Annotated in this window: 14 protein-coding genes; 11 read left to right on the forward strand and 3 right to left on the reverse strand. The window is 69.9% G+C overall.

Going from position 1 to position 20,837, the window contains the following annotated elements; genetic code table 11:
- Nucleotides 1-75 precede the first annotated feature (75 nt).
- Nucleotides 76-1,986, forward strand: a complete 1,911-nt coding sequence (locus QHF83_RS15830; protein WP_282418663.1) for a hypothetical protein — start codon at nt 76-78, stop codon at nt 1,984-1,986.
- Nucleotides 1,987-1,998: 12 nt separating this feature from the next.
- On the opposite strand, the gene QHF83_RS15835 is transcribed toward QHF83_RS15830, so the two are convergent.
- The 3 genes from QHF83_RS15835 to QHF83_RS15845 are packed head-to-tail and all read right to left on the reverse strand — an operon-like array spanning nt 1,999 to nt 6,337.
- Nucleotides 1,999-4,170: a DUF3488 and transglutaminase-like domain-containing protein gene (locus QHF83_RS15835; RefSeq protein WP_282418664.1), complete on the reverse strand. Its 2,172-nt coding sequence runs from the start codon at nt 4,168-4,170 to the stop codon at nt 1,999-2,001.
- Nucleotides 4,167-5,360: a DUF58 domain-containing protein gene (locus tag QHF83_RS15840; RefSeq protein ID WP_282418665.1), complete on the reverse strand. Its 1,194-nt coding sequence runs from the start codon at nt 5,358-5,360 to the stop codon at nt 4,167-4,169. The genes QHF83_RS15835 and QHF83_RS15840 overlap by 4 nt, the downstream gene beginning before the upstream one ends.
- Before the next feature lie 11 nt (nt 5,361-5,371).
- Nucleotides 5,372-6,337 carry a MoxR family ATPase gene (locus QHF83_RS15845; protein WP_282418666.1) on the reverse strand — a complete coding sequence of 322 codons (966 nt, stop codon included), beginning with the start codon at nt 6,335-6,337 and terminating at the stop codon, nt 5,372-5,374.
- A 252-nt stretch (nt 6,338-6,589) separates the two neighbouring features.
- Between QHF83_RS15845 and QHF83_RS15850 the strand changes: the two genes are divergently transcribed.
- The 10 genes from QHF83_RS15850 (at nt 6,590) to can (ending at nt 20,829) form a co-directional block, all read left to right on the forward strand.
- Nucleotides 6,590-7,576: a decaprenyl-phosphate phosphoribosyltransferase gene (locus QHF83_RS15850; RefSeq protein WP_282418667.1), complete on the forward strand. Its 987-nt coding sequence runs from the start codon at nt 6,590-6,592 to the stop codon at nt 7,574-7,576.
- The gene (locus tag QHF83_RS15855) at nt 7,576-8,301 is read left to right on the forward strand and encodes a CPBP family intramembrane glutamic endopeptidase (RefSeq protein ID WP_282418668.1); all 726 of its coding nucleotides are present in this window, start codon (nt 7,576-7,578) and stop codon (nt 8,299-8,301) included. Before QHF83_RS15850 ends, QHF83_RS15855 begins: the two co-directional genes overlap by 1 nt.
- Nucleotides 8,298-8,546, forward strand: a complete 249-nt coding sequence (locus QHF83_RS15860; protein ID WP_282418669.1) for a YXWGXW repeat-containing protein — start codon at nt 8,298-8,300, stop codon at nt 8,544-8,546. The genes QHF83_RS15855 and QHF83_RS15860 overlap by 4 nt, the downstream gene beginning before the upstream one ends.
- A gap of 52 nt (nt 8,547-8,598) precedes the next feature.
- On the forward strand, nt 8,599-9,726 hold the full coding sequence (locus tag QHF83_RS15865) for a UTP--glucose-1-phosphate uridylyltransferase (protein WP_282418670.1): 1,128 nt from the start codon (nt 8,599-8,601) through the stop codon (nt 9,724-9,726).
- 47 nt (nt 9,727-9,773) lie between these two features.
- Nucleotides 9,774-10,277 carry a DUF2505 domain-containing protein gene (locus tag QHF83_RS15870; RefSeq protein WP_282418671.1) on the forward strand — a complete coding sequence of 168 codons (504 nt, stop codon included), beginning with the start codon at nt 9,774-9,776 and terminating at the stop codon, nt 10,275-10,277.
- On the forward strand, nt 10,274-12,751 hold the full coding sequence (gene sppA, locus QHF83_RS15875; RefSeq protein ID WP_282418672.1) for a signal peptide peptidase SppA: 2,478 nt from the start codon (nt 10,274-10,276) through the stop codon (nt 12,749-12,751). Before QHF83_RS15870 ends, sppA begins: the two co-directional genes overlap by 4 nt.
- On the forward strand, nt 12,748-13,680 hold the full coding sequence (locus QHF83_RS15880; protein WP_282418673.1) for an ABC transporter ATP-binding protein: 933 nt from the start codon (nt 12,748-12,750) through the stop codon (nt 13,678-13,680). Before sppA ends, QHF83_RS15880 begins: the two co-directional genes overlap by 4 nt.
- A gap of 27 nt (nt 13,681-13,707) precedes the next feature.
- Nucleotides 13,708-18,378 carry a metallophosphoesterase gene (locus QHF83_RS15885; protein WP_282418674.1) on the forward strand — a complete coding sequence of 1,557 codons (4,671 nt, stop codon included), beginning with the start codon at nt 13,708-13,710 and terminating at the stop codon, nt 18,376-18,378.
- Between the two features lie 223 nt (nt 18,379-18,601).
- Nucleotides 18,602-20,179: a SulP family inorganic anion transporter gene (locus QHF83_RS15890; RefSeq protein ID WP_282418675.1), complete on the forward strand. Its 1,578-nt coding sequence runs from the start codon at nt 18,602-18,604 to the stop codon at nt 20,177-20,179.
- A complete protein-coding gene (gene can / locus QHF83_RS15895) occupies nt 20,179-20,829 on the forward strand; it encodes a carbonate dehydratase (RefSeq protein ID WP_282418676.1) in 651 nt (216 codons plus the stop codon). The genes QHF83_RS15890 and can overlap by 1 nt, the downstream gene beginning before the upstream one ends.
- The last annotated feature ends 8 nt before the right edge of the window (nt 20,830-20,837 follow it).

Consider the following 20,837-nt stretch of genomic DNA (forward strand, 5'->3'; position numbering starts at 1 on the left):
AGCGGTCGGGCGAGGGCGGGGCGCGTCGGCCCGAAAGTTGGCCGTCTCCGGTGGTCCCTGGCACGAGAGACGGCCGTGCCGAAGCCTCGTTCGTTCCCCGCGCCCGCCGAGACCCGCCTCGCATGGCACGAGCGTGCCCTGCGCTTCGTGGCCGTGGCGCTGCCGTTCGGTCTCGCGCTCACGCGAGCCACGGGCAGCGGTCAGTGGAGAGACGATCTACCAGCGCTGCGTGATCTCGGCCTGCTCGCGGTGGGTGTCGGAGGCGGCGCGTCGACGCCGCTGACGCAGGCCCTCGGCCTCTTGCCGCTCGGGCCACGGACGTTTCGGGCCGCGCTCGGAGGGGCGATCGCGCTCGGAGTCGCGTCGATCTTGCTCTTTGGTCTCGCGCGGCGGCTCTTGCGAGCGCTCGGCGCCGGGCCGACGCTCGCCTCGGGGCTCGCGGCGCTCGGGACGCTGACGGCCGCGCTCTCGCCGGTGTGGCAACGCGAAGCGACGGTGGGCGGCGGCGCGATGATCGCCGTCGCGCTCGCGCTGGGGACGCTGCTCGCGGGGACCTCGGCGCTCCGGTCGGAAGGCACGGACGCGGTGCGCGGCGCCGCGCTTTTTGGCGCGCTCGCGGGGGCGACGCTCGCGGAGAGCCCGCCGTCTGCGTTCGCGGCGGTCTTCGCGGTGCTCGCGACGCCGATCGTCGAGCGGCTGCCGTTCGGCAAGTCAGCGGGGATCACGCCGTCGCCGATCCCGTCGCGCAAGCTCGTGGCCATCTCGTTCGCGTCGATGGCGGCCGTCGCGCTGCTCTTGCTCGTGCCGCTCGCCGTCCGGCCGCTCGCGCCGCGGGCGTTCGCGGACGTGGGCCGTGCGCTGTCGGCCGCGGATCTCACGGGCTTCGACGTGGCCGGGCCGCGGCTCTCGAGCCTCGCCGCGTGGGCGCGCGAGGTCGGCGTGGCGTCGTTGCTCATCGCGCTCGGCGGCGCGGTCGTCTCGCTGCTCGCGCCCGGCGCGCGTGGGCTCGTCGCGCCGCTCGTCGCGTTCGTCGCGTTCGACACCTTGATCCCCGCGCGCGCGTTCGCCGCGCTCTATGCGGATCCGATGACGCCGGTCCGCGCGCTCGCCGTGGCCGCGCTCGCCGTGTGCTCGGCGCTCGGCGTCTGCTGGGTGACGCGCAAGCTGCTCGATCTGCGCCTGCCGATGGCGAAGAGCGGCGCGGTGCTCGTCGTGGTCTTTCACGTGACGCTCGTCGCGCTCTCGTCGGAGGAGGCGGGATACGTCGCGGATCGTGGCAAGCAGCTCGCGGCCGAGGAGTGGACGGACGGCGCGCTCGGCAGGCTCGAGCCGAGCTCGGCGATCCTCGTGCGCTCGCCGGCGCTCGCGTTCCGGCTCTGGGCGGCGCGGCTGCTCCGCGGCGAGCGCCCCGATGTGCTGATCGTGCCCGAGCGGCTTTTGCATCGCGGGCGCGTGGCGCTCAGCCTGCTCGCGGTGGAGCCGGAGATCGAGCCGCTCCTCCGGGATTACGCGATCTCGGGGCAGCCGAGCGAGTACGCGCTGTCGAAGCTCGCCGACGTGCGGCCGCTGCACGCGGAGATCGAGCGGACCTGGCCACGGCGGCTCGTCTCGCACCTGACGGTCGACGGATGCTGGCTGGAGTATGCGCCGCAGCCGCTCGGGCCTTCGGATCGCAAGCTCTCGACGGCCGCCTCGCTTCAGCCGATCCAGCGCGTGGTGGCGGCGATCGCCGCGCCGATCGTGCCGGACACGGCGACGTCGACCGTGGTGGCGGGGACGCTCCGGGATCAGAGCGCGGTGCTCTCGATGCTCGGTGAGCACGACGCGGCGCAGGCGTTCCTCGACGAGGTCGGTCGTCTTGCGCCGGGCGAGGTGGGCCTCACGGGCGCCTCGGTCAAGCACGTCATCCTGGCGAAGGCGATGATGGTCGCCGCGAACGCGCGCGCCCCGCGCCGCCCGGGTCCTTCGGCGTCACGCGCGCCCTGACGAAAGATCCGCTCAAGACGCAGGCAACGTCATCGCCTGCTGGCTCGGTCGTTCCGGCTGACGGATCGCCTTCACGCGCCGCTCGAAGCTCCGCCGGTCCTCGTCGGAGATCGTCACGCCGCCGAACCGCGCCGCGAGGTAGATCTCGGTGAGCTCCAGGACCTCCTCCGCGAGCGGATGCGACATCGACACGAGCGCCTGCGCGTGCCGGAGCGGCGGCACGCTCGGAGAACGGCCCACGCCGCGCGCGCCCATCGCAGCGTCGAGCAGCTCGTAGAGCGACGTCGCGAGCACCGCGCTCGCCGAGCGAGGATCCGCCGCGCGCGAGGCCGCGGCCGCGCGTTGCTTCTTCCGCCGCAGCCACAGCGCCGCGCCGCCGGCCGTCGCGACGACCGCCGCCACGACGAGCAGCCCCGCGCGACCCCGCGGTCCGCCCGTGCTCTTCGATCCGCCGCGCCGATACCGCGACGTGAGGCTGTTCAAGAGCCCCACCTGCTGGCTCAGGTCGTAGCTCACCACGTGCCGATCCCAGCGCTGGCTCGTGGCCTCGATGAGGTCGCGCAGGTAGGCCCACACGCCCACGATCTCGCTCTTCGGCGCGGCGTCGGCGGGCGGGGTCGGATCGAAGGTGAGCCAGCCGTACTCGTCGATCCACGCCTCGACCCACGAGTGCGCGTCGCCCTGGCGCACGGCGTAGAACCGGCCGAAGCGGTTGTAGCTGCCGCCGACGAAGCCCGTCACGTTGCGCGTCGGTACGTCGAGCGTGCGCAGCATGATGGCCATCGCGGTCGAGTAGAACTCGCAGTGCCCGCGCTTCGACTCGAACAGGAAGTGATCGAGCGGCTGCGGATCCTTGCCGGACGGCGAGGCGAGATCGTACCGATACTCGGTCCTCAAATGATTTTCGATCGAGCGAGCCCGGTCGAGCGGCGTCTTCGCGTCCTTCGTCCAGTCCGCGGCGAGATTGCGGATCCGGTCCGACATGTTCCGCGGCAGCGTGAGGTACTTCCAGCGCTCGCCGCTCGGGAGCTTGCGGAACGAGGGCGTCTTCTTGCGCGAGAGGAAGATGTCGTACTTGACGCCGCGGTCGTCGATGGGCTGGTAGCGAAGCTCGCCCTCGGGGCCCTTGAAGGCCAGTGCCTGCGGCTCGGGCGCCACCGTCGCGCGCGTCCGCAGCCGGAGGCCCGAGGCGTACGGCGGCAGGAACATCACGGGCGGATCGATCGGCTCGAGGTCGACCCGCATCACCGGATCGAGCGCCGAGTCGGGCCAGTGATCATCGATCGGAATGATCCCTGCCTCGGTCTCCGTCGCGCGCTTCCACGTCTCGCTTTGCGTCCACGTGCGGCCGTCGTACGCGTCGAGCGCCGCGCCGCGCAGGTGCAGCGGGATCCGCGCGGGCGGCGGGTCGGGCAGGTTCGGCATCTCGATGCGCATCACGAGCGTCGGATCGCTGCGCAGGACGCCCACCTCGCCGAGGTCGACGCGGCCCGAGAACCCGATCACGCGGCCCGAGTGCCCGCGGTTCAGGAGCAGGAGCGAGAGCCCGACGCGCGGGAAGAGCACGAAGAGCATCGCCGTGAAGACGAAGATCGGCACCGAGAGCAGGCACGTCACGCCGAGGAACGTGCGACCCACGACGCGGCGCGAGCGCAGGATGCGCGGCACGTCGACGGGCAGGCCCGTGCGGTCACGCGCGCCTTGCCGGTAGTTGCCCTCGACCTCGCGCCGGAGGTGGCTCAGCACGAGCGCGCCCGGCGCCACGATGATCACGCCGAGGAAGCAGAGCCCGTAGCCGAGGCCTCCGCCGAGCACCGTGCCCGAGATCAGGTGCAGCAGCGCGAGGACGATCACCTGCTGGTCGTGCGCCGCGCCCTTGCGCGTCGCGAGCCGGATGATCTGCAGCGCCGCGGCGAACTCGATCACCACGTCGAGCACGTTCGCGTTCGCGTCGAAGAGCAGCCGCCCGATCTGCAGCGCGAGCACGCCGATCAGCGTGATCGCGTCGAAGTGCTTGAGCGCCGGGTACTTCTCCCAGACGTCGCGGATCAGGAGCGCGATGACGAGCCCGCCGATGAGCGAGCCGCTCACCCAGGGCCCGAACTGCCCGCTCGCGAGGAGCGCGAGGATGCCGAGCACCGCGAGCGCGTCGGTCATCACCCGGTGAACGAGCCCGAACCTCATGCGTGCCCTCCGCTCGTCCGCGCGGGACCGCCCCGCGAAAGCCCGCGGCGCTCCTGGATCTCCTGCACCCGATCCTCGTCGACGGCGTCGAGCAGCGCGAGGAACCGGAGGATCCGGTCGGATCCGATGTTCCTGTCGCCGCGCGCCTCCTCGCCGAGGTTCGTCGCGACGACCACGCCGTCGCCGCGCTTGATGTGGGCCACGGCGCGCGAGGCCACCTCGCGGATGCGCTTCTCGAACTGCTGTGAGAACGCGTCACCCGAGCCTTTCGGCCGCACCACGTCGATCACGAGCCGCACGTCGGGCCGCGTCTCGCGCGCCCGCTCGCGCAAGACCATCTGGCTCGTGATCGCGCTCTTCCGCCAGTAGATGTCGCGCGGATCGTCGCCCTCGCGCATCGGCCGGAGCGCGTACGTCTCGTCGCTCGTGCCACGCCCCGCGGTGCCCACGCCGCCGAGCGCGCGGCCCCGATCCTCGGGCGGCAAACGCACCGGATCGACGGCCGGATAGATCACGAGCTCGCCGTCCGCCATGACCTCGCGCGATTTCTCGAACAGCCCGAAGGGGAAACGCGTCGCGATGCGGAAGCCCGTGTGCCGGTCGCGGCCTCGGCGCGCGGGCGTGCGCCGGTAGGCGGCCACCTGCGCGCTCGACGGGCTGATCTTCAGGAAGAAGCAGCGTTTGTCCGCGGGCTGCCCGGCGCGCAGATCCTCGACCTCGATCGCGTACGAGGGGATGCGCTTCTTGTGGTTGTAGACCTCGATCTCCACGAGGTGCGCACGACCCACCTGCGCCCGCGTCGGCAGCCTCCGCGTCACCGTCAGCGTCCGCAGCGACAGCTCGCTCATCACGCTCGACACGACCATCAGCGACAGGAGCATGCCGAGCAGCAGGTAGAGCAGATTGTTGCCCGTGTTGATCGCCGCGAAGCCCACGCCGAGCGTGATGCCCACGAAGTATTTTCCTTCGCGGGTGAACTTCAGCCGCCGCGGCATCTTGAAGCTGAAAAACGAGCGCCAGAGTCGCGTGAGCGCGTTCTCCGGGCGCGGCGCCGCCGGGGCGCCGGGCAGAGGCGCGAGCGGGTGCGGCACGGGCAGCGGCGTCGCCTCCGGCCGCGTGACGCGGCTGTCCCGGGGCGGTTTGTCGCCTCGAACGGCGAGCGACTCGGCCTGCCTCCGGTCCGCCACCATGCGCGCCTCGCTCAGAGCGGGACCGGCACCCGCGCGACGATGTCCCGCACCGCGTTCTCGCACTCGTCGCGGCTCGGCATGTAGCCCTCGGCGTGCGCGGCGAGGCGGATCCGGTGCGCGAGCACGGGCACCGCGAGGTCGTGGACGTCGTCGGCGATGCAGTAGGTTCGCCCGTGCAGGACGGCGCGGCTGCGCGCGGCGCGGGCGAGGTTCATTCCGGCGCGGGGCGAGGCGCCGAGCGAGAGCGTCGGGCTCGCGCGCGTCGCCGACAGCACGGCTTGCAGGTACGTCGCGAGCGAAGCGTCGAGCTCCACCCGATCGACCTCGCGCTGCAGCGCGACGAGCGCCGACGGCTCGAGCACCTGCGGCACGGCCTTGATCCGGTCGCCGTCGCCGCCCTGGAGCAGGAGCCGCATCTCCACGTGCGGCGGCGGATAACCGAGCCGGATGCGCACCATGAACCGGTCGAGCTGCGACTCCGGCAGCGGGAACGTCCCTGCGAAGTCCTGCGGGTTTTGCGTGGCGAGCACGAAGAACGGGTCGGGCAGCGGCGTCGTCACGCCGTCGACCGACACCTGCCCTTCGTTCATCGCTTCGAGCATCGCCGACTGCGTCCGCGGGCTCGCGCGGTTGATCTCGTCGGCGAGCAGGATGTTCGCGAAGATCGGCCCTTGCCGGAACACGAACTGCCCCGTGCGTTGATCGAAGACGCTCACACCGAGCACGTCGCTCGGCAGGAGGTCGCTCGTGAACTGCACGCGCCGCAGCTCGCCGCCCACGGCCTTCGCGAGGGCGCGCGCCAGCGTCGTCTTGCCGACGCCGGGCACGTCCTCGATCAGCACATGGCCGCGCCCGAGCAGCGCGATGAGCGCGAGCTCCACGGCTTCGGGCTTTCCTTCGAGGGCCTGCTCCACCGCGGAGCGGAGCTCCTGGAGCACGGGCGTCGTTTCCCGCGCGATCGAGAGCGCCGACGTCATTGGGGCTGATGCTAGCACGATCATCGGAGGCGCCTCGGGTAACCTCCTGATTTCTGGAGCGTGGGGTACCGGGGCGCCGATCCTTCCCGGCTCTCGGCCCCTGCCGCCCTTCCTTTCGGCGAGGCGTGTGGCCCGACCCCCGGGCCGCATGTATGCTCCGCCGTCGTGGCCGTCCCCGGTCCTTCTCGGGCCCCTTCGAACGATGACGACGAGCGTCGGAACGCCTCCTCTGGAGAGCCTGACGCGCTCGCCTTGACCCCGTCTCCGGGCGGCGCTGCCCTGGAGTTACCCGGGGCGAGCGCGCCGCTCTCGGAGCCGACACCGCTCATCCCGCCCTCCAAACAGGGCAGCGTCTTCTGGCGGATCCGCGGGATGATCCGCACGGTTCGGCCGAGCCAGTGGGTGAAGAACCTCTTCGTCCTGGCGCCGGTCGTCTTTGCCAAGCACCTCACGCACCCGTCGATCATCAAGAGCGCGATCGGCGCGTTCGGCGTGTTTTGCCTCCTCGCCGGCGCGGTCTACACGATGAACGACATCGTGGACGCGAAGGCCGACCGGGTGCATCCCGTGAAGCGCTTCCGGCCGATCGCGAGCGGCCAGGTCCCGGTCTCGCTCGCCAAGACGATGGCGGTCGCGCTCGTCCTCACCGCGCTCGGCGGCGCGCTGCTCGGGCCGATCAAGTTCTTCATCGTCGCGGTCGCGTACTTCGCGCAGAACGTCGCTTACTCCTTCGGCCTGAAGAAGATCGCGTATGTCGACGTCGGCCTCATCGCCCTCGGCTTCGTGCTGCGCGTCCTCGCCGGCGGCTTCGCGACGAACACGCCGATCTCGGGCTTCATGGTCGGGTGCACCGCGCTCCTCGCGCTTTTCCTCGGCTTCGGCAAGCGCCGCCACGAGCTCGCCTCGGCGGCGAACGCCGGCAAGCAGCGCGCTGCGCTCGAGGCGTACTCGCCCCGCGCGCTCACCTTCGCGCTCGCGGCCACGGGCATCGCCACGATCGCGACTTACCTCGCGTACACGCTCGACCACGACACCCAGCGCTTCTTCCAGAACCCCTGGCTCTGGGCGACCACGATTCACCCGCTCTTCGGCGTCATCCGGTTCCTCCAGCTCGTCGTGAGCCGCCCCAAGGCCGAGAGCCCCACGCAGGAGATCCTGCGTGACGTCCCCTTCATGATGAACATCATGATCTGGGTCGCCGAGGTCGTGTTCATCGTCTACCGGCTGAGGCCCTCCTGATGGCGGACGAGGCGAAGGCGAAGGAAGAACCGGGGAAAGTCCCGGAGAAAAGCGACGCCTGGACCGACCTCGGCCTGACGCTCCCCATCTTTCTCCTCTACCACCTCGGCGTCGTCTTCCTCCCCGTTCGGAACGCCGCCGATCCCGTCACGGCCGAGCTCTCGGCCCTCGCGAAGAACAGCCTGCCCACGTACGCGGGGCTCACGGTCGCGATCGGCATCGCGTTCGTCGTGGTCCTCGCCGCCACGGGGCAGAAGCGCGCGCTCGAAGGGAAACGCTTCGCGCTCATCGCCCTCGAAGGCACGCTCTACGCGATCCTCATGCGGTTTGCCGCCTCGTACGTCGTCGGATCGCTCACGCTCGGCCCGAGCGTCGAGACGCGCGGCGTCTTCTCGGGCGTGGTCATGTCGATGGGCGCCGGCTTCTACGAGGAGATCGCCTTCCGCGCTGGGATCTTCGGCCTCGGCGCGCTCGTCGTGAAGGCGATCTTCGGCCCTGGGGTCCGGCGCCTCGTGTTCACGCTCCTCTGGGCCGGCGTCGCGGCGGTCGCGTTCTCGGCCTGGCATTACGTGGGTGCGCTCGGCGACTCCTTTGACGTCCAATCGTTCGTCTTCCGCGCCGTCTGCGGCTTGGTACTCACGGCGATCTACGTGTTCCGCGGCTTCGCGCCTGCGGTCTGGACGCACGCCCTCTACGACGTCTGGGCGATGGTGCTTCACGGATGAATCGAACAGCCCGCTCGCTCGCCCTCTTTTCGAGCTTCCTCCTCGCGGCGTGTGTCGCCGGCACACCGGAGACCCCGGCGCGGGGTCAGGGCGCGCCTCCGCCCCTGCCGGAGATCAAGACGGCGCCGCCTGCGCCGGGCATGCTCTGGATCCCGGGCGCCTGGCACGACGACGGCGTCCAATACGTATGGATTCCAGGTCGGTGGGAGTCTCCGCGGCGCTCCACGCAAAACCCTGACGGGTAACAGCGGTCACGACGGGTTGCTTCACCACCGGCGCCGTGCTTTCTCCGCTCATGTGACGCTCGCCGACGAGATCGCCGCCCTGCCGCAGGCCCTGCTCGCTCGCCTTCGGGCGCGGGGCTTCGATCCCGACCGTCTCACCGCCTGGGCCGCCATGATCGGCCAGGATCGCGACAAGCGAAATCGCCTCGCGGGCGAAGTTCTCCCGCCCGCCGAAGGGGACGTCGTCGACGCACCCGCGCCGGGCAGCCCCGACCATGCGCGCTTCGAGGCTCTCGGCCGCGAGGCGCTCGCGCGGGGCGAGGTCGCGCTTTGTGTGCTCGCGGGCGGCATGGCGACGCGCATGGGCGGCGTCGTCAAGGCGCTCGTCGAGGCTCTGCCTGGAAAGACATTCCTCGATCTCCGCCTCGCCGAGATGGACGCCCTCGCGCGCGAGACGGGCGCGACCTGTCCGCTCTGGCTCATGACGAGCGAGGCCACCGAGGGCCCGATCCGCGCCGCGCTCGGCGCTCGCCTCGACAAGGGCGACGTCGCCACGTTCGAGCAGTTCGTCTCGCTCCGCCTCACGCACGACGGCAAGATCTTCCGGGACGAACATGGCGAGCCGAGCGTCTACGCCACGGGCCACGGCGACCTGCCCGATGCGCTCCGCGCGAGCGGACTTCTCGATCGGTTCATCCAACGAGGCGGCAAGATCGTGTGGATCGCGAACCTCGACAACCTCGGCGCCACCGTCGATCCGGCGATCCTCGGCTTGCACCTCGCGCACGGCGGCCCGCTGACCGTCGAGGTCGTGAACAAGGTCGGCAGCGACAAGGGCGGCGGCCCGATCCGCTGGAACGGAAAGAAGATCATCGCCGAGGAGATGCGCCTGCCGATCGGCTTCGATCCGGCGCAGATGCCCGTCTTCAGCACGAACACGTTCCTCGTATCGGCCGAGGCGCTCGCCTCGCTCGACCTCGCGTGGACGTACGTCGAGGTCGACAAGACGGTCGGCGAGGCGAAGGCGGTCCAGTTCGAGCGTATCGTCAACGAGATCACGACCGCGCTCGACCCGCAGTTCCTCCGCGTCCCGCGCGACGGGGCCGCGTCGCGCTTCTTGCCCGTGAAGGACGTACCCGAGCTCGAGCGCCGCAGGCCCGAGATCGAGCAAGCGCTCCGGGCCCGAGGGATTCTTGCGTAGGTAGAATTCGTTCAGACCCGTACGAACCGCGCAAGGGAGCCACGGATTTGCACTTCGAGATCACGCACGAGTTCGACGTCCCCCTCGATGCCCTGGAGCTCGCCGTCCTCTCGCCTGACATCGGCTTGATGATGGCCCCCTTCCTCGCCACCACGAGCGTCGCTTCGGTCGAGACGATCGAGCACGTGATCGCGAACGGCGAATTGCGACGCGTCCTTCGCTACCAGGCGAACGCGCCGCTCGCGATGTTCCGCGGCTACGACGTCGCCCGCGAGGCGCTCTCCTGGGAAGAGCGCAGCGTCTATCGCCTCTCGGACCACGCGGCCTCTTGGTCCGTCTCCCCGCGCGAGCAATTCCGCAAGTATTTCAGCGCTTCCGGCACCTGCCGCCTCGAAGCGGCGCCCGAGGGACGCGCGCGAAGAACCGTCGAGGGCGACATCGAGATCAAGGCTGGCGTACTCTCCTCGCTCGCCGGCCGCATGGCCTTGGTCGAGATCCGCAAGATCTACGACGCCGAGGCCGAGACGTTGCGCCGCCTCTCGACCTTATGAAGAAGCTCTCCGCCCTGGCCCTCGGGGGCCTCGCCCTCGCCGCGCTCACCACGTCCAGTGCTCCTCTCCACGCGCAGAGCGCGTACGTCCCCGCGCCGGGTCGCCCCGTCGCGGCCGGCGACGATGCGTCGAGCATTGCGGTAAACCCGGCGAACCTCGGGTTTTTGCCCGGCGCGGAGCTGCGCTGGACCATGGCGCAGGCCGGCGCGGGCGCGGGCACGACGAACGGGCATGCCTTCGATCTCGGCCTGCCGCTCCTCGGTTTGTCCACGGGCCTGCGCGTCGACTTGCTCGACGTCGGCACGACCGCCGGCGCATCGGCCTCGCAACGGTGGCTGCGCTGGGCGCTCGCGACGAACCTCAGCGACACGTTCTCGATCGGCACCACGTTCGGCTGGTCCTACGCCGAGCGGCGCGACCTCGACGAGCAGTTCGGCGTGACGACGGGCCTCACGATCCGCCCGTTCACCTGGCTCTCGGCCGCCGCCGTCGCGCGCGACTGGACCACGAACGCCGATCGCCGGTACGACGTGGGCCTCGCGCTTCGACCCTTCTGGGGCCGCCGTTATGCCGAGCTCGGCCTCGAAGCCTCGATCCATGAGCGCACCGGCGACGTCACGCCGCGCGCCACGCTCGGCCTCGACGTCCCGCGCGTCGGTCGCCTGCGCGGCGAAGTCTCCGTGCGTGACCTCGCCGCGAGCCCCGACGTCATGGCGATGGTCGGCCTCGACGTGAACCTCGCGATGCTCCAGGCCGGCGGCGGCGCGATCTTCGGCGGCGGCGACGTCGGCTACTACGCGACCGCCGCGGTGCGCAGCTACCGCGAGCCGGGTTTGCCCTCTCTCAGGCGCGTCGCGCGCATCCGCATCGACGCCACGCCCGGCGTCCGCAAGCACGTCCAGCTCCTCCGACGCCTCTGGCGGCTCGCCGAGGATCGCCACGTCGACGGCGTCGTCCTCCAGATCCGCGCCGAGCCCGCGAGCTCGCTCGCGCACGCCGAGGAGGTCGGCGACGCGATTCGCCTGCTCCGCGCGAGCGGCAAGAAGGTCCTTTGCCACCTCGAAGACGCGGGCGGCCGTTCGCTCCACGTCTGCTCGCAGGCCGATCGCATCGCCATGAATCCGGCCGGCGGCCTTCGCTTCGCGGGCCTCTCCTCGCAGTACATGTATTACGGCGGTGTCCTCGACAAACTCGGCGTCCGCGCCGACTTCGTCCGCGTCGCCGAGCACAAGCTCGCGGCCGAGCAGTTCACGCGCAAGGATTCCACCGAGATCGGGCGCCAGGACCACAAGGACCTCCTGATGCAGCTCGAAGGCATCTACATGCACGACGTCGGCGGCGGCCGGCGGATGCCGCTCTCCACGCTGCGCAAGACCATCGCGAAGGGACCTTTCATCGCGACCGAGGCGCGTAGTGGCGGCCTCGTCGACGTCCTCGCGTACGACGACGAGATCGACGAGGCCGTCGAGGAAATGATGGGCGGCCGCGCGCGCATCGTCGACGACGCCACGCCCTCGAATGCGCCCACCTGGTGGGGCACGCCTTCGAAGATCGCGGTCGTCTACCTCTCGGGCGACATGGTCGACGGCGAGAGCCAGACGATCCCGCTCGTCGGCATTCGCCTCGCCGGCTCGTACACCATCGCGAAGGCCCTCAAGCGCGCGCGCGAGGACGCGAGCGTCAAGGCCGTCGTCTTCCGCATCGAGACCGGCGGCGGCTCCTCCCTCGCGGCCGACGTCATCCTTCGCGAGGCGATCCTCACCGCGAAGGCCAAACCCTTCGTCGTCTCCATGGGCACGGCCGCGGCGAGCGGCGGCTACTACGCCTCCGTCGCGGGTGGCCCCATCTACGCGAACCGCGCCACGATCACCGGCTCGATCGGCATCTTCTACGGCAAGGTCGACCTCGTCGGCCTCCTCGGCAAGCTCGGCGTCGGCCTCGAACAGTTCCGCACGGCTCCCCGCGCCGACGCCGAGAGCCTCTATCGACCCTTCACCGAGGAAGAGCGTGCCGAGCTCGGCGTGAAGGTCAAACAGTTCTACGACCTCTTCATCGCGCGCGTCGCCGAGGGCCGCAAAATGAAGCCCGAGGACGTCGACGCCGTCGCGCGTGGCCGCGTCTGGACCGGCCAGCAGGCGCTCGAACGCAAGCTCGTCGATCACATCGGCGGCCTCCGCGAGGCGCTCGACGACGTCCGTGAACGCGCCGATCTCCCGCACGATGCGCCGCTCGTCGAGTTCCCCGAGGACGACGACAACCTCCTCATCGCGCTCGCCAAGCTCGCGGGCATCGCCTCGGTTTTCCCGCAAGCGGGCGCCGTGCCGATCGTCATTCCTCCGGCATTGCTCGACCTCGCGCGAGGCCTCGCGCCCTTCATGGTCTACGACGGGACGAAGCCGCTCGCGCGCCTCGACCTCGTCGGCGACGTCTCCTTCGGCGGCGCTCCGGCGACCGTGGACGACGAGCTGCCGTGACCGACGCCGCGCCTCCGCCCGTCCTCCACGCCGAGGACGCTCGCATCACGATCGACGACGTCGTCGCGATCGACCGCCTCACGGTCCGCGCGCGCGGCGAGCGCATCCTCTGCACCGGCGAGGCCGAGGCGCTCTTCGCCGCGCTCACGACCGTCCCGCTCCGCTCGCGCGCGCCCTCGCACGACGACGCGGCCATGCCGGGCGAAGCTTCGATCACCGCGGGCACCTTGCACGTCGCCGGCCTCGACGTCGCCACGCGCGCGCACCTCGACGTCGCGGGCATCGCCCCGCTCGACCCGCCTTTGCCCAAGGGCATGACCGCGCACGACTACGTCACCTGGAGCGCGCGCCTCGCCGGTTTCTCTCCCCGCGCGGCGCGTGACCTCGCCGCCTCCGCACTCGAGCGCGTCGGCCTCTCGTCTTTCCTGCGCCGCCCGATCGACGCCTTCGAGCGCCCGCCGCGCCGCGCGCTCGTCCTCGCGCACGCGCTCGTCGCCGATCCTGCGATTCTCATCCTCGAAGCGCCGCTCGCCGGCCTCGACGGCCCGGCGGCGGGGTTCGTCATGAACGCCCTCGCGCGCGCGACCGACGGCCGCGGCGCCATTCTCTCGGCCGAGCGCCTCGATCCGGGCACGCCGGAGGGCGACCTTGCGCGCGGGGCGACCGACGTCCTCGTCTTCGCGGGCGGCGCGCTCGTGCTCGAAGGCGCGCCCGAGGCTCTTTTTGCGGGCGTCCGCGTCTATGGCGTCACGATCCGCGGGAACCCGGGGCCCTTCCGCGAAGAATTGCTGGCGCGCGGAATCGAGGTCACCGGGGGGCCATTACGGATGAGCGTACGGCTTTCCCCGGATGCCTCGACGAAAGACATCGTCGCGGCGGCGAGCAAGGCGCGGGCGCCGCTCGTGGAGATGTTCCCGATCGTGGGCTAAGATCTGCCCTCGGGGGAGGGTGGATCCATGGATCGGGACGATGTAGCGCTTTTTGCGGGCACGCTGCCGGGGGCATCGGCGTCCGAGGAGCTTTCGCCGCTCGTGGAGCGGCTCTTGCCTGGGAACGAGGGCGCGCGGGAGCTCGAGGTCCTCTCCGACGAGCTCGTCCAGGCCTGGGCGCAGCGGGAGGGGTTCGACCCCCAGGCCCATTACATCGTCAAGGCGCACCCCACCCATTCCGACGTTTATTCCGTGTCGCTCTACGAGGTCGAGGCCATTCGCCACTGGTCGACGCCCGAGCTCGTCAAGCTCCTCCGCCTCGTCCCCGCCCTCTTCGCCCGGTATTACCCCGAATCTCCCGAGGCCCGCGCCCTCCTCCCTGGCTACGATGGATTCGACTTCCACGCCTTCGCGCGCCTTTATCGCGACAAAGTCGCCCGCGACTTCGAGCACGTCAGCCTGCTCGGTTTTCCCCCGGACGCGCTCCGGCAAAAAGACGCCCGCGGCGACATTCGCCTCGCCGATCTCTTCGTGCCCACGCGGTTCATCACCGACGATCGCGACCAGAAAAAGCCCACGCTCGCGCAGCTCCTCGATCGTGGCCGTTCGGCCCTCATCCTCGGCGATCCGGGCATGGGCAAGACCACGCTCCTCGCGTTCCTCTCGCTTTTGCATTCGGATCCCAGTGTCACCCTCGAAGGTCACCGCGCCTCGCCCCGGCGTGTTCCTTTTTTCGTTTCCTTGCGCGAATATGCCGCCGAATCGCACAAAACCGAGCTTTCCCTGGTCGACTTCCTGACTGCGCGTGCCCGCTCGGACCATTCCCTCCCGAATGCCCACGCCGCGTTTTTCGATGCCACCTTGCGCATGGGCGAGGCCATCGTCCTGCTCGACGGCCTCGACGAAGTCGGCTCTTCCACCACCCGGAGTCGCGTCGCCAAGGCCGTCCGCGAATTCCGCGCCGCCTACCCCCGTTGCCCCGTCTGGGTCACCTCCCGCATTCACGGCTACACCGCCGACATCGCGCTCCCTCGCAACGAATTCGAGCACCTCCGGATCGGACCGCTCGCCGACGAGGACATCGACCATTTCATCAAGCGCTGGTACCGCGTCCAGATCCCGGACAACGATCGCCGTCGCGAAGAACAACAAAACTCCCTCCGCCGCGCCGTCTTCCGCACCTCGCAGGTCCGCGCCCTCGCCACGAACCCGCTCCTCCTCACGCTGATGGCCTTCGTCCACCGCTTCCTCGGCCATTTGCCCCAGGAGCGCGGCGAGCTCTACGAAAAATGCGTCGACATGCTCCTCCGCACCTGGCTCGATGCCAAGGAGCGCCCGGAAAAACACGCCTTCGAGCGCCGCGCCCTCCCCACGGAGCTGCCGCGCGCGTACCTGGAAAAACTCGCCCTCCACGTCCAATCCCGTGCGCTCAGCGACCCCTACGGCGTCCGCGGCCTCTTCTCCCGCGACGACGCCCTCGATTTCCTCACCCAGCTCCACCGCGAGCGCGCCGAGGACGAGGAGCGCGACCTCTCCCACGAGATCGCCCACGCCGAAATGCGCGATTTCATCGATTTCGCTTGCGACCGCGTCGGCCTGCTCGTCGACCGCGGCGGCGGCAAGCTCTCCTTTTTGCACCTCACGCTCCAGGAATACCTCGCCGCGTATGCCGGCAGCTTCGACGTCGACCACGAGGACGAGGGCCGGTTCGTCCGGGAACACCTCGGCGACGGCGCCTGGGAAGAGGTGCTCCTCCTCCGGTGGTACGTCCTCGCGAGGAAACGCGGCGAACGCCGCCGCAAGCTCGTCCGCGACCTCCTCGGCGAAATCGTCGACGAGCTGACCAAGACGCCCGAGCATCCGGGCTGGCTCACCCTCGGCCGCGCCATTCGTGACGGCCTCGTCTCCCGCGAGCGCGACCGGCGCGTCATTCTCTCCGTCATCCTCTCCCGCTGGGCCCAAAAGCCCGCCTTCTCGGGCGACATCTTCCTCGTCCTCGACGACATCTGCGAGTTCGGCGATTCCGATCTCCGGAGCGAGCTCCGCGCCGCCTGCGCCGACCTCCAGGAAAAAGGGTCCGCCGCGGAAGCCCTCGCCGCCCTCCACCTCGAAGGCAAGCTCCTCGGCGACCTCCCCGGCGCGGCCGATCGCATTCGCGCCCGCCTCGACCTCGCCGAGCTCTTGCCCGACCTCGTGGTGTTCCGCGACGAACCCGCGCTCGGCACCATCCTCGACGAACGTTCCACCGTGGACCATTGGGCCACGGCGCTCACCGCGCTCGGCGGCACGGCCGTTTATCGCACCACGCTCGGCTGGCTCACCGGCCTCTCCGAGGCCCCCGTCCCCTCCGAGGCCCCGTTCCTCGGCGCCGCGCGCTGGCTCCGCGACCGCATTCGCTCCGAGATCGGCTCCCGCCTCGCCTACACCGAGCATTACCCCGAGCGCGTCCATTTCCTCCTGCAATCGCCCTACGGCTGGCGTCTCTCCGACTGGACCCATACCCTCACGTCGCCGCTCGCCTTCCGCAAGATCCCGCAGCCCCTCTCGGCGCTCCCGCAGCCCGCGCCGATCACCACGACCCTCCGCCACCCGAAGCTCGCCCGCGACCGCATGGGCGACGCCGACCTCGTCGAGGTCCCCATCATCGAGCGAATGGTCCGATTCAACCAGGACGCGCTCGCCGCCTTCCCCCAGGGCGAGCCCATTCCCGAGGACGCCGTCCACCGCATCGCCACGGCGTTCGTCCGGAGCGTCGTTCGCACGTTCGCCTGGAGTTTTCCGCGCTCCTTCACCGGCAACCCGAAACCCACGTTCGTCCGCGAATTCGTCCAGTCCCTCGGCCGCGACCTCCGCAGCGACATTCTCCGCTCCTTCGGCCGCGCGTTCGCGCAGAACTTCGTGCGTGATTTCTTCCGCACGCTCGGCCGCGCCTTCCTGCGCTCCTTCGGCCCGACCCTCGGCCGCGACTTCGTGCGCGACCTCGTCCCCGCGCCCGAGCGCCGCCGTTATGCCTCGCTCCTCGGAGACGCGGACGCATCGGCCGACGCGCTCGACTGGGAAGCCCGCTGGGATCAAGCCCTCGGCGAGGAGGCGCACGTCGCCCGCGTGATCGAGCAGGACGATTTCTGGTGGCTCATCTACATCCACCGCCCGAGGCTCGGCATTCACGCCGAGGCCCGCCCGCCGAATTTGACGTTCGACCTGAAAAACCCGCTCGCCCTGCCCGTGCTCCTCGCCGACGTGGGCACCCTCGCGGCGAACGAGTGGCTCTTTGCCTTGAGCCGGCACCTCCACGTCCACCCGTCCGATGAAAAATCCTCGGACGAGGCCTGGGAGACGTGGCTCGATCAGAACCCCGTCGATGCTTTCTGGGTCGCATTCGCCTGGGACGAGCACGCCAAGCTCATTCGCCGGCACCACGGCCGCCTCGACGGCCCGCTCGGCGCGCTCGCCCTCGCTCACGCCGATTACGCGTCCCTCATGACGGGCTTCGACCTCGTGGCCACCTGTCCCACGTGGAAATCGTTGCTCGACGAAGCCGGCCCCGAAAAGGTCGCCGCCCTCCGCGTCCTCGGAGCCACGCCCGCGCCTGCCGCCGCGTCCGCGCCTGCGCCCGCTGCCGCTTCCGCTCCCGCAACCGCCTCCGTCTCCGCCTCCGCTCCCGCGCCCGAAGCCGCGCCGCTCTTCACGTGGCTCCACCTCTCCGACCTGCATTTTGGCCTCCCGGGCGCCGGCGACCGCCACAACCAATCGCAGATCCTCTCGATCCTCCGCGACGATCTCGCAGACCTCACCGGGAAAAACCTCCCGCGCCCCGACGCCATCCTCGTCACCGGCGACATCGCCTGGAGCGGCAAGCCCGATCAATACGCCGAAGCCTCGAAATGGCTGCTCGACGTCGCCCAGCGCCTCGGCCTCGCCAAGGACCGCATCTTCGTCGTCCCCGGCAACCACGACGTCGACCGCGGCATCGACGCCGATCGCAATGTAAAGCGCCTCCTCCGCGGACTCCGCGGCGGCGACGACGACCTCGACGACGCCCTCGAAAACCCCGACGACCTCGACCTCCTCCGCCGCCGCCAGGCCGCCTACCTCGATTTCGCCGCCGCCTTCGCCCCCGCCTGCCGTGACCTTTTCTGGTCGAGCACCGAGACCACCCGCGAAGGTTTGTCCCTACGACTCATTGGCGCCAACACCTCGCTCCTCGCCGCCGGCGACGACGACGCCCGCAAGTTACGCCTCGGCCAGCGCCAGCGCGCGCTCCTCAATGACGCCGCCCGCGAGCGCGAACTCGTCCTCGTCCTCGGCCATCACCCGCTCGAAGACGATTGGCTCGCCGAGCAGCGCGACCTCGCTCGATTCCTCGGCAGCCGCGCCCACGCCTATCTCGCCGGCCACGTCCACGACGCCAAGAGCGAGCGCATCGTCACGGGCGGCGGCGCCGACGCGCTCCGCATCATCGCGGGCGCGGTTTATGGCGGACGCGAGCGCGACATCCCCCACGGCCACGCTTACAGCGTCACGTCCATCCACCGCGCCCCGAGCGGCGCCGTCCTCCGCGTCCACCCGCGCCGTTTTTCCTTCAAGAACTACGACTTCCGGCAGGACATCGACAGCACGGACGAGGGCCGCTCCTATGCCGAGCACCCGCTCGCCCGATTGTCGCTCCCCCCCGCGGGCGGGCGCTTCGTCCGTTGAGCCCCTTGATCCGGAGGAGCAGCCCCAGGCTCTTGCCCTTGCCCGTGAGCGTCAGCTTCTCCTTGTCCTCCCTGGTCGCGATCTCCACGTTTGGCAGCGTGAAAGCCGGCACAGGAGGCCGAGGAGGTTCACAACGCACTGGTGTCCGGGACGCGGACGCTTTACACACAAAGCGAATCTTCTCCTGGCTTGCCGAGGCCAACGATCGTAAGCGACGGTCCGGATGACGCTCAAGGAGAACATCGGGAAGGACCACCTGCGCTACGACGCGGCCGCCGGGCTGGTCGTCTTTCTGGTCGCGCTTCCGCTCTGCCTCGGCATCGCGCTCGCGTCCGGCGCGCCGCTGCTCGCCGGCCTCGTCGCGGGCGTCGTCGGCGGCATCGTCGTCGGCTTCCTCTCGGGCTCGGACGTCAGCGTGAGCGGCCCGGCCGCGGGCCTCACGGTCATCGTCGCGACCGCGATTCACTCGCTCGGCTATCAGGCCTTCCTCGCCGCCGTCATCGTCGGCGGCGTCCTGCAGATCGCCTTCGGCTCCCTCCGCCTCGGCGCGATCGCCGACTACGTCCCGACGGCCGTCATCAAAGGCATGCTCGCGGCGATCGGCATCGTCATCGTCCTGAAGCAGATCCCGCACGCCCTCGGCCGGGACCTCGACTTCGAGCTGGACATGAGCTTCATCGAGCCCGACGGCAAGGAGAACACCCTCTCCGCCATCGTGAGGTCGCTGCTCAGCGCGAGCGGCGGCGCCGTGGTCATCTCGCTCGTCTCGCTCTTCATCCTGCTCACCTGGGACAAACTCGTCGTCCCGCGCGCAAAAATCTTCAAGCTCATTCCCGCGCCGCTCGTCGTCGTCGTCGTGGGCACCCTGATCAACGAGGCGTTTCGCCTCGGCACGAACGGGTATCACCTGAAGGGCGAGGACGGGCACCTGGTCTCGCTCCCGATCCTCCGCTCGCCCACGGACATCGTCGGCGAGCTGCCGCGCCCGCTCTGGGCCGCCTTCAAGGATCAACGCGTCTACATCACGGGCGTGACCCTCGCCGCGGTCGCGAGCCTCGAATCGCTCCTCGCCCTCGAAGCCGGGCAAAGGCTCGACCCGTTCAAGCGGATCGCCCTGCCGAACCGCGAGCTCATCGCGCAGGGCCTCGGCAACATCACCTCGGGCCTGCTCGGCGGCTTGCCCGTCACGTCCGTCGTCGTCCGCACGAGCGCGAACGTCTATGCCGGAGGCCGCACGCGCTGGTCGACGATCTTCCACGCCTTCCTCTTGCTCGCGGCGGTCCTCTTCCTCGGCCGCGTGCTCAATCACGTCCCGCTCGCCGCGCTCGCCGCGATCCTCATCGTCATCGGCTCGAAGCTCGCGCCGCGGTCGCTCTTCCAGCAGATGTGGCGCGAGGGCCTCGGCGCGTTCGTGCCGTTCACCGTGACGATCCTGGCGATCGTCTTCACGGATCTGCTGAAGGGCGTCCTCATCGGCCTCGCGATCGGCGTCTTCTTCGTCATCCGCACGAACTCGCACGCGGCGATGATCGTGGTCTCGCAGGACAACTACGCGCTGCTCCGCTTCAACAAGGACATCAGCTTCGTGCACAAGGCCGAGCTCAAGGAGAAGCTCGCGGCGATCCCCGAGGGCACGACGCTCATCGTCGACGGCACGCGCGCCCTGCACATCGATCGCGACGCGTTCGAGGTGCTCGACGATTTCGTCGAAAACGCGAAGTTCAAGGACATCAAGGTCGAATTCAAGAACCTGCGTGGAAAGCGCCCCGACGGGGAGCTCGTGGCGGAGAGGGAATCCTGATGGACGCGTACAAGAAGCTCCTGCTCAGCAACAAGGCCTGGGTCGCCGAGAAGCTCGCCATTCGCGCCGATTACTTCGAGCGCACGGCGACGACCCAGACGCCCGCCTACCTGTGGATCGGCTGCTCCGACAGCCGCGTCCCCGCCGAGTCCGTCACCAGCACCGAGCCGGGCGAGCTCTTCGTGCACAGGAACATCGCGAACCTCGTCGTCCACACCGACCTCAACATGCTCTCGGTGCTCCAGTACGCGGTCGAGGTGCTCGAGGTGAAGCACATCATCGTCTGCGGCCATTATGGTTGCGGCGGCGTCCGCAACGCGATGACGAACCGCTCCTTCGGCCTCATCGACAAGTGGCTGCGCCACATCAAGGACGTCTATCGCGCGCATCGCCGCGACCTCGAGACCCTCGCCGACAACGACAAGCGCCTCGACCGCCTGGTCGAGTTCAACGTCGCCGAGCAGGTGCAGAACCTCGCCGAGACGAGCATCGTCCAGCATGCCTGGGCGCTCCACAACCGCCCCACGCTGCACGGCTGGGTCTACGATCTCCGCACCGGCTTCCTCAAAGAGCACGCGCTCATGAAGCCCGGCACCCCGCTCGAAGACATTTACCGCTTCGATTTCGACGACGTGCCCTCGAAGCATTGACGTCGTCC

It is taken from the genome of Polyangium sp. 15x6 (assembly GCF_029960785.1).
In the GTDB taxonomy this organism is placed as follows: domain Bacteria; phylum Myxococcota_A; class Polyangia; order Polyangiales; family Polyangiaceae; genus Polyangium.

Coding starts and splice junctions, on each gene's coding strand:
- QHF83_RS15835 (WP_282418664.1), bottom strand. CDS start 4,170: ATGAGGTTCGGGCTCGTTCACCGGGTGATGACCGACGCGCTCGCGGTG.
- QHF83_RS15840 (WP_282418665.1), bottom strand. CDS start 5,360: ATGGTGGCGGACCGGAGGCAGGCCGAGTCGCTCGCCGTTCGAGGCGAC.
- QHF83_RS15845 (WP_282418666.1), bottom strand. CDS start 6,337: ATGACGTCGGCGCTCTCGATCGCGCGGGAAACGACGCCCGTGCTCCAG.
- QHF83_RS15855 (WP_282418668.1), top strand. CDS start 7,576: ATGGCGGACGAGGCGAAGGCGAAGGAAGAACCGGGGAAAGTCCCGGAG.
- QHF83_RS15860 (WP_282418669.1), top strand. CDS start 8,298: ATGAATCGAACAGCCCGCTCGCTCGCCCTCTTTTCGAGCTTCCTCCTC.
- sppA (WP_282418672.1), top strand. CDS start 10,274: ATGAAGAAGCTCTCCGCCCTGGCCCTCGGGGGCCTCGCCCTCGCCGCG.
- QHF83_RS15885 (WP_282418674.1), top strand. CDS start 13,708: ATGGATCGGGACGATGTAGCGCTTTTTGCGGGCACGCTGCCGGGGGCA.
- QHF83_RS15890 (WP_282418675.1), top strand. CDS start 18,602: ATGACGCTCAAGGAGAACATCGGGAAGGACCACCTGCGCTACGACGCG.
- can (WP_282418676.1), top strand. CDS start 20,179: ATGGACGCGTACAAGAAGCTCCTGCTCAGCAACAAGGCCTGGGTCGCC.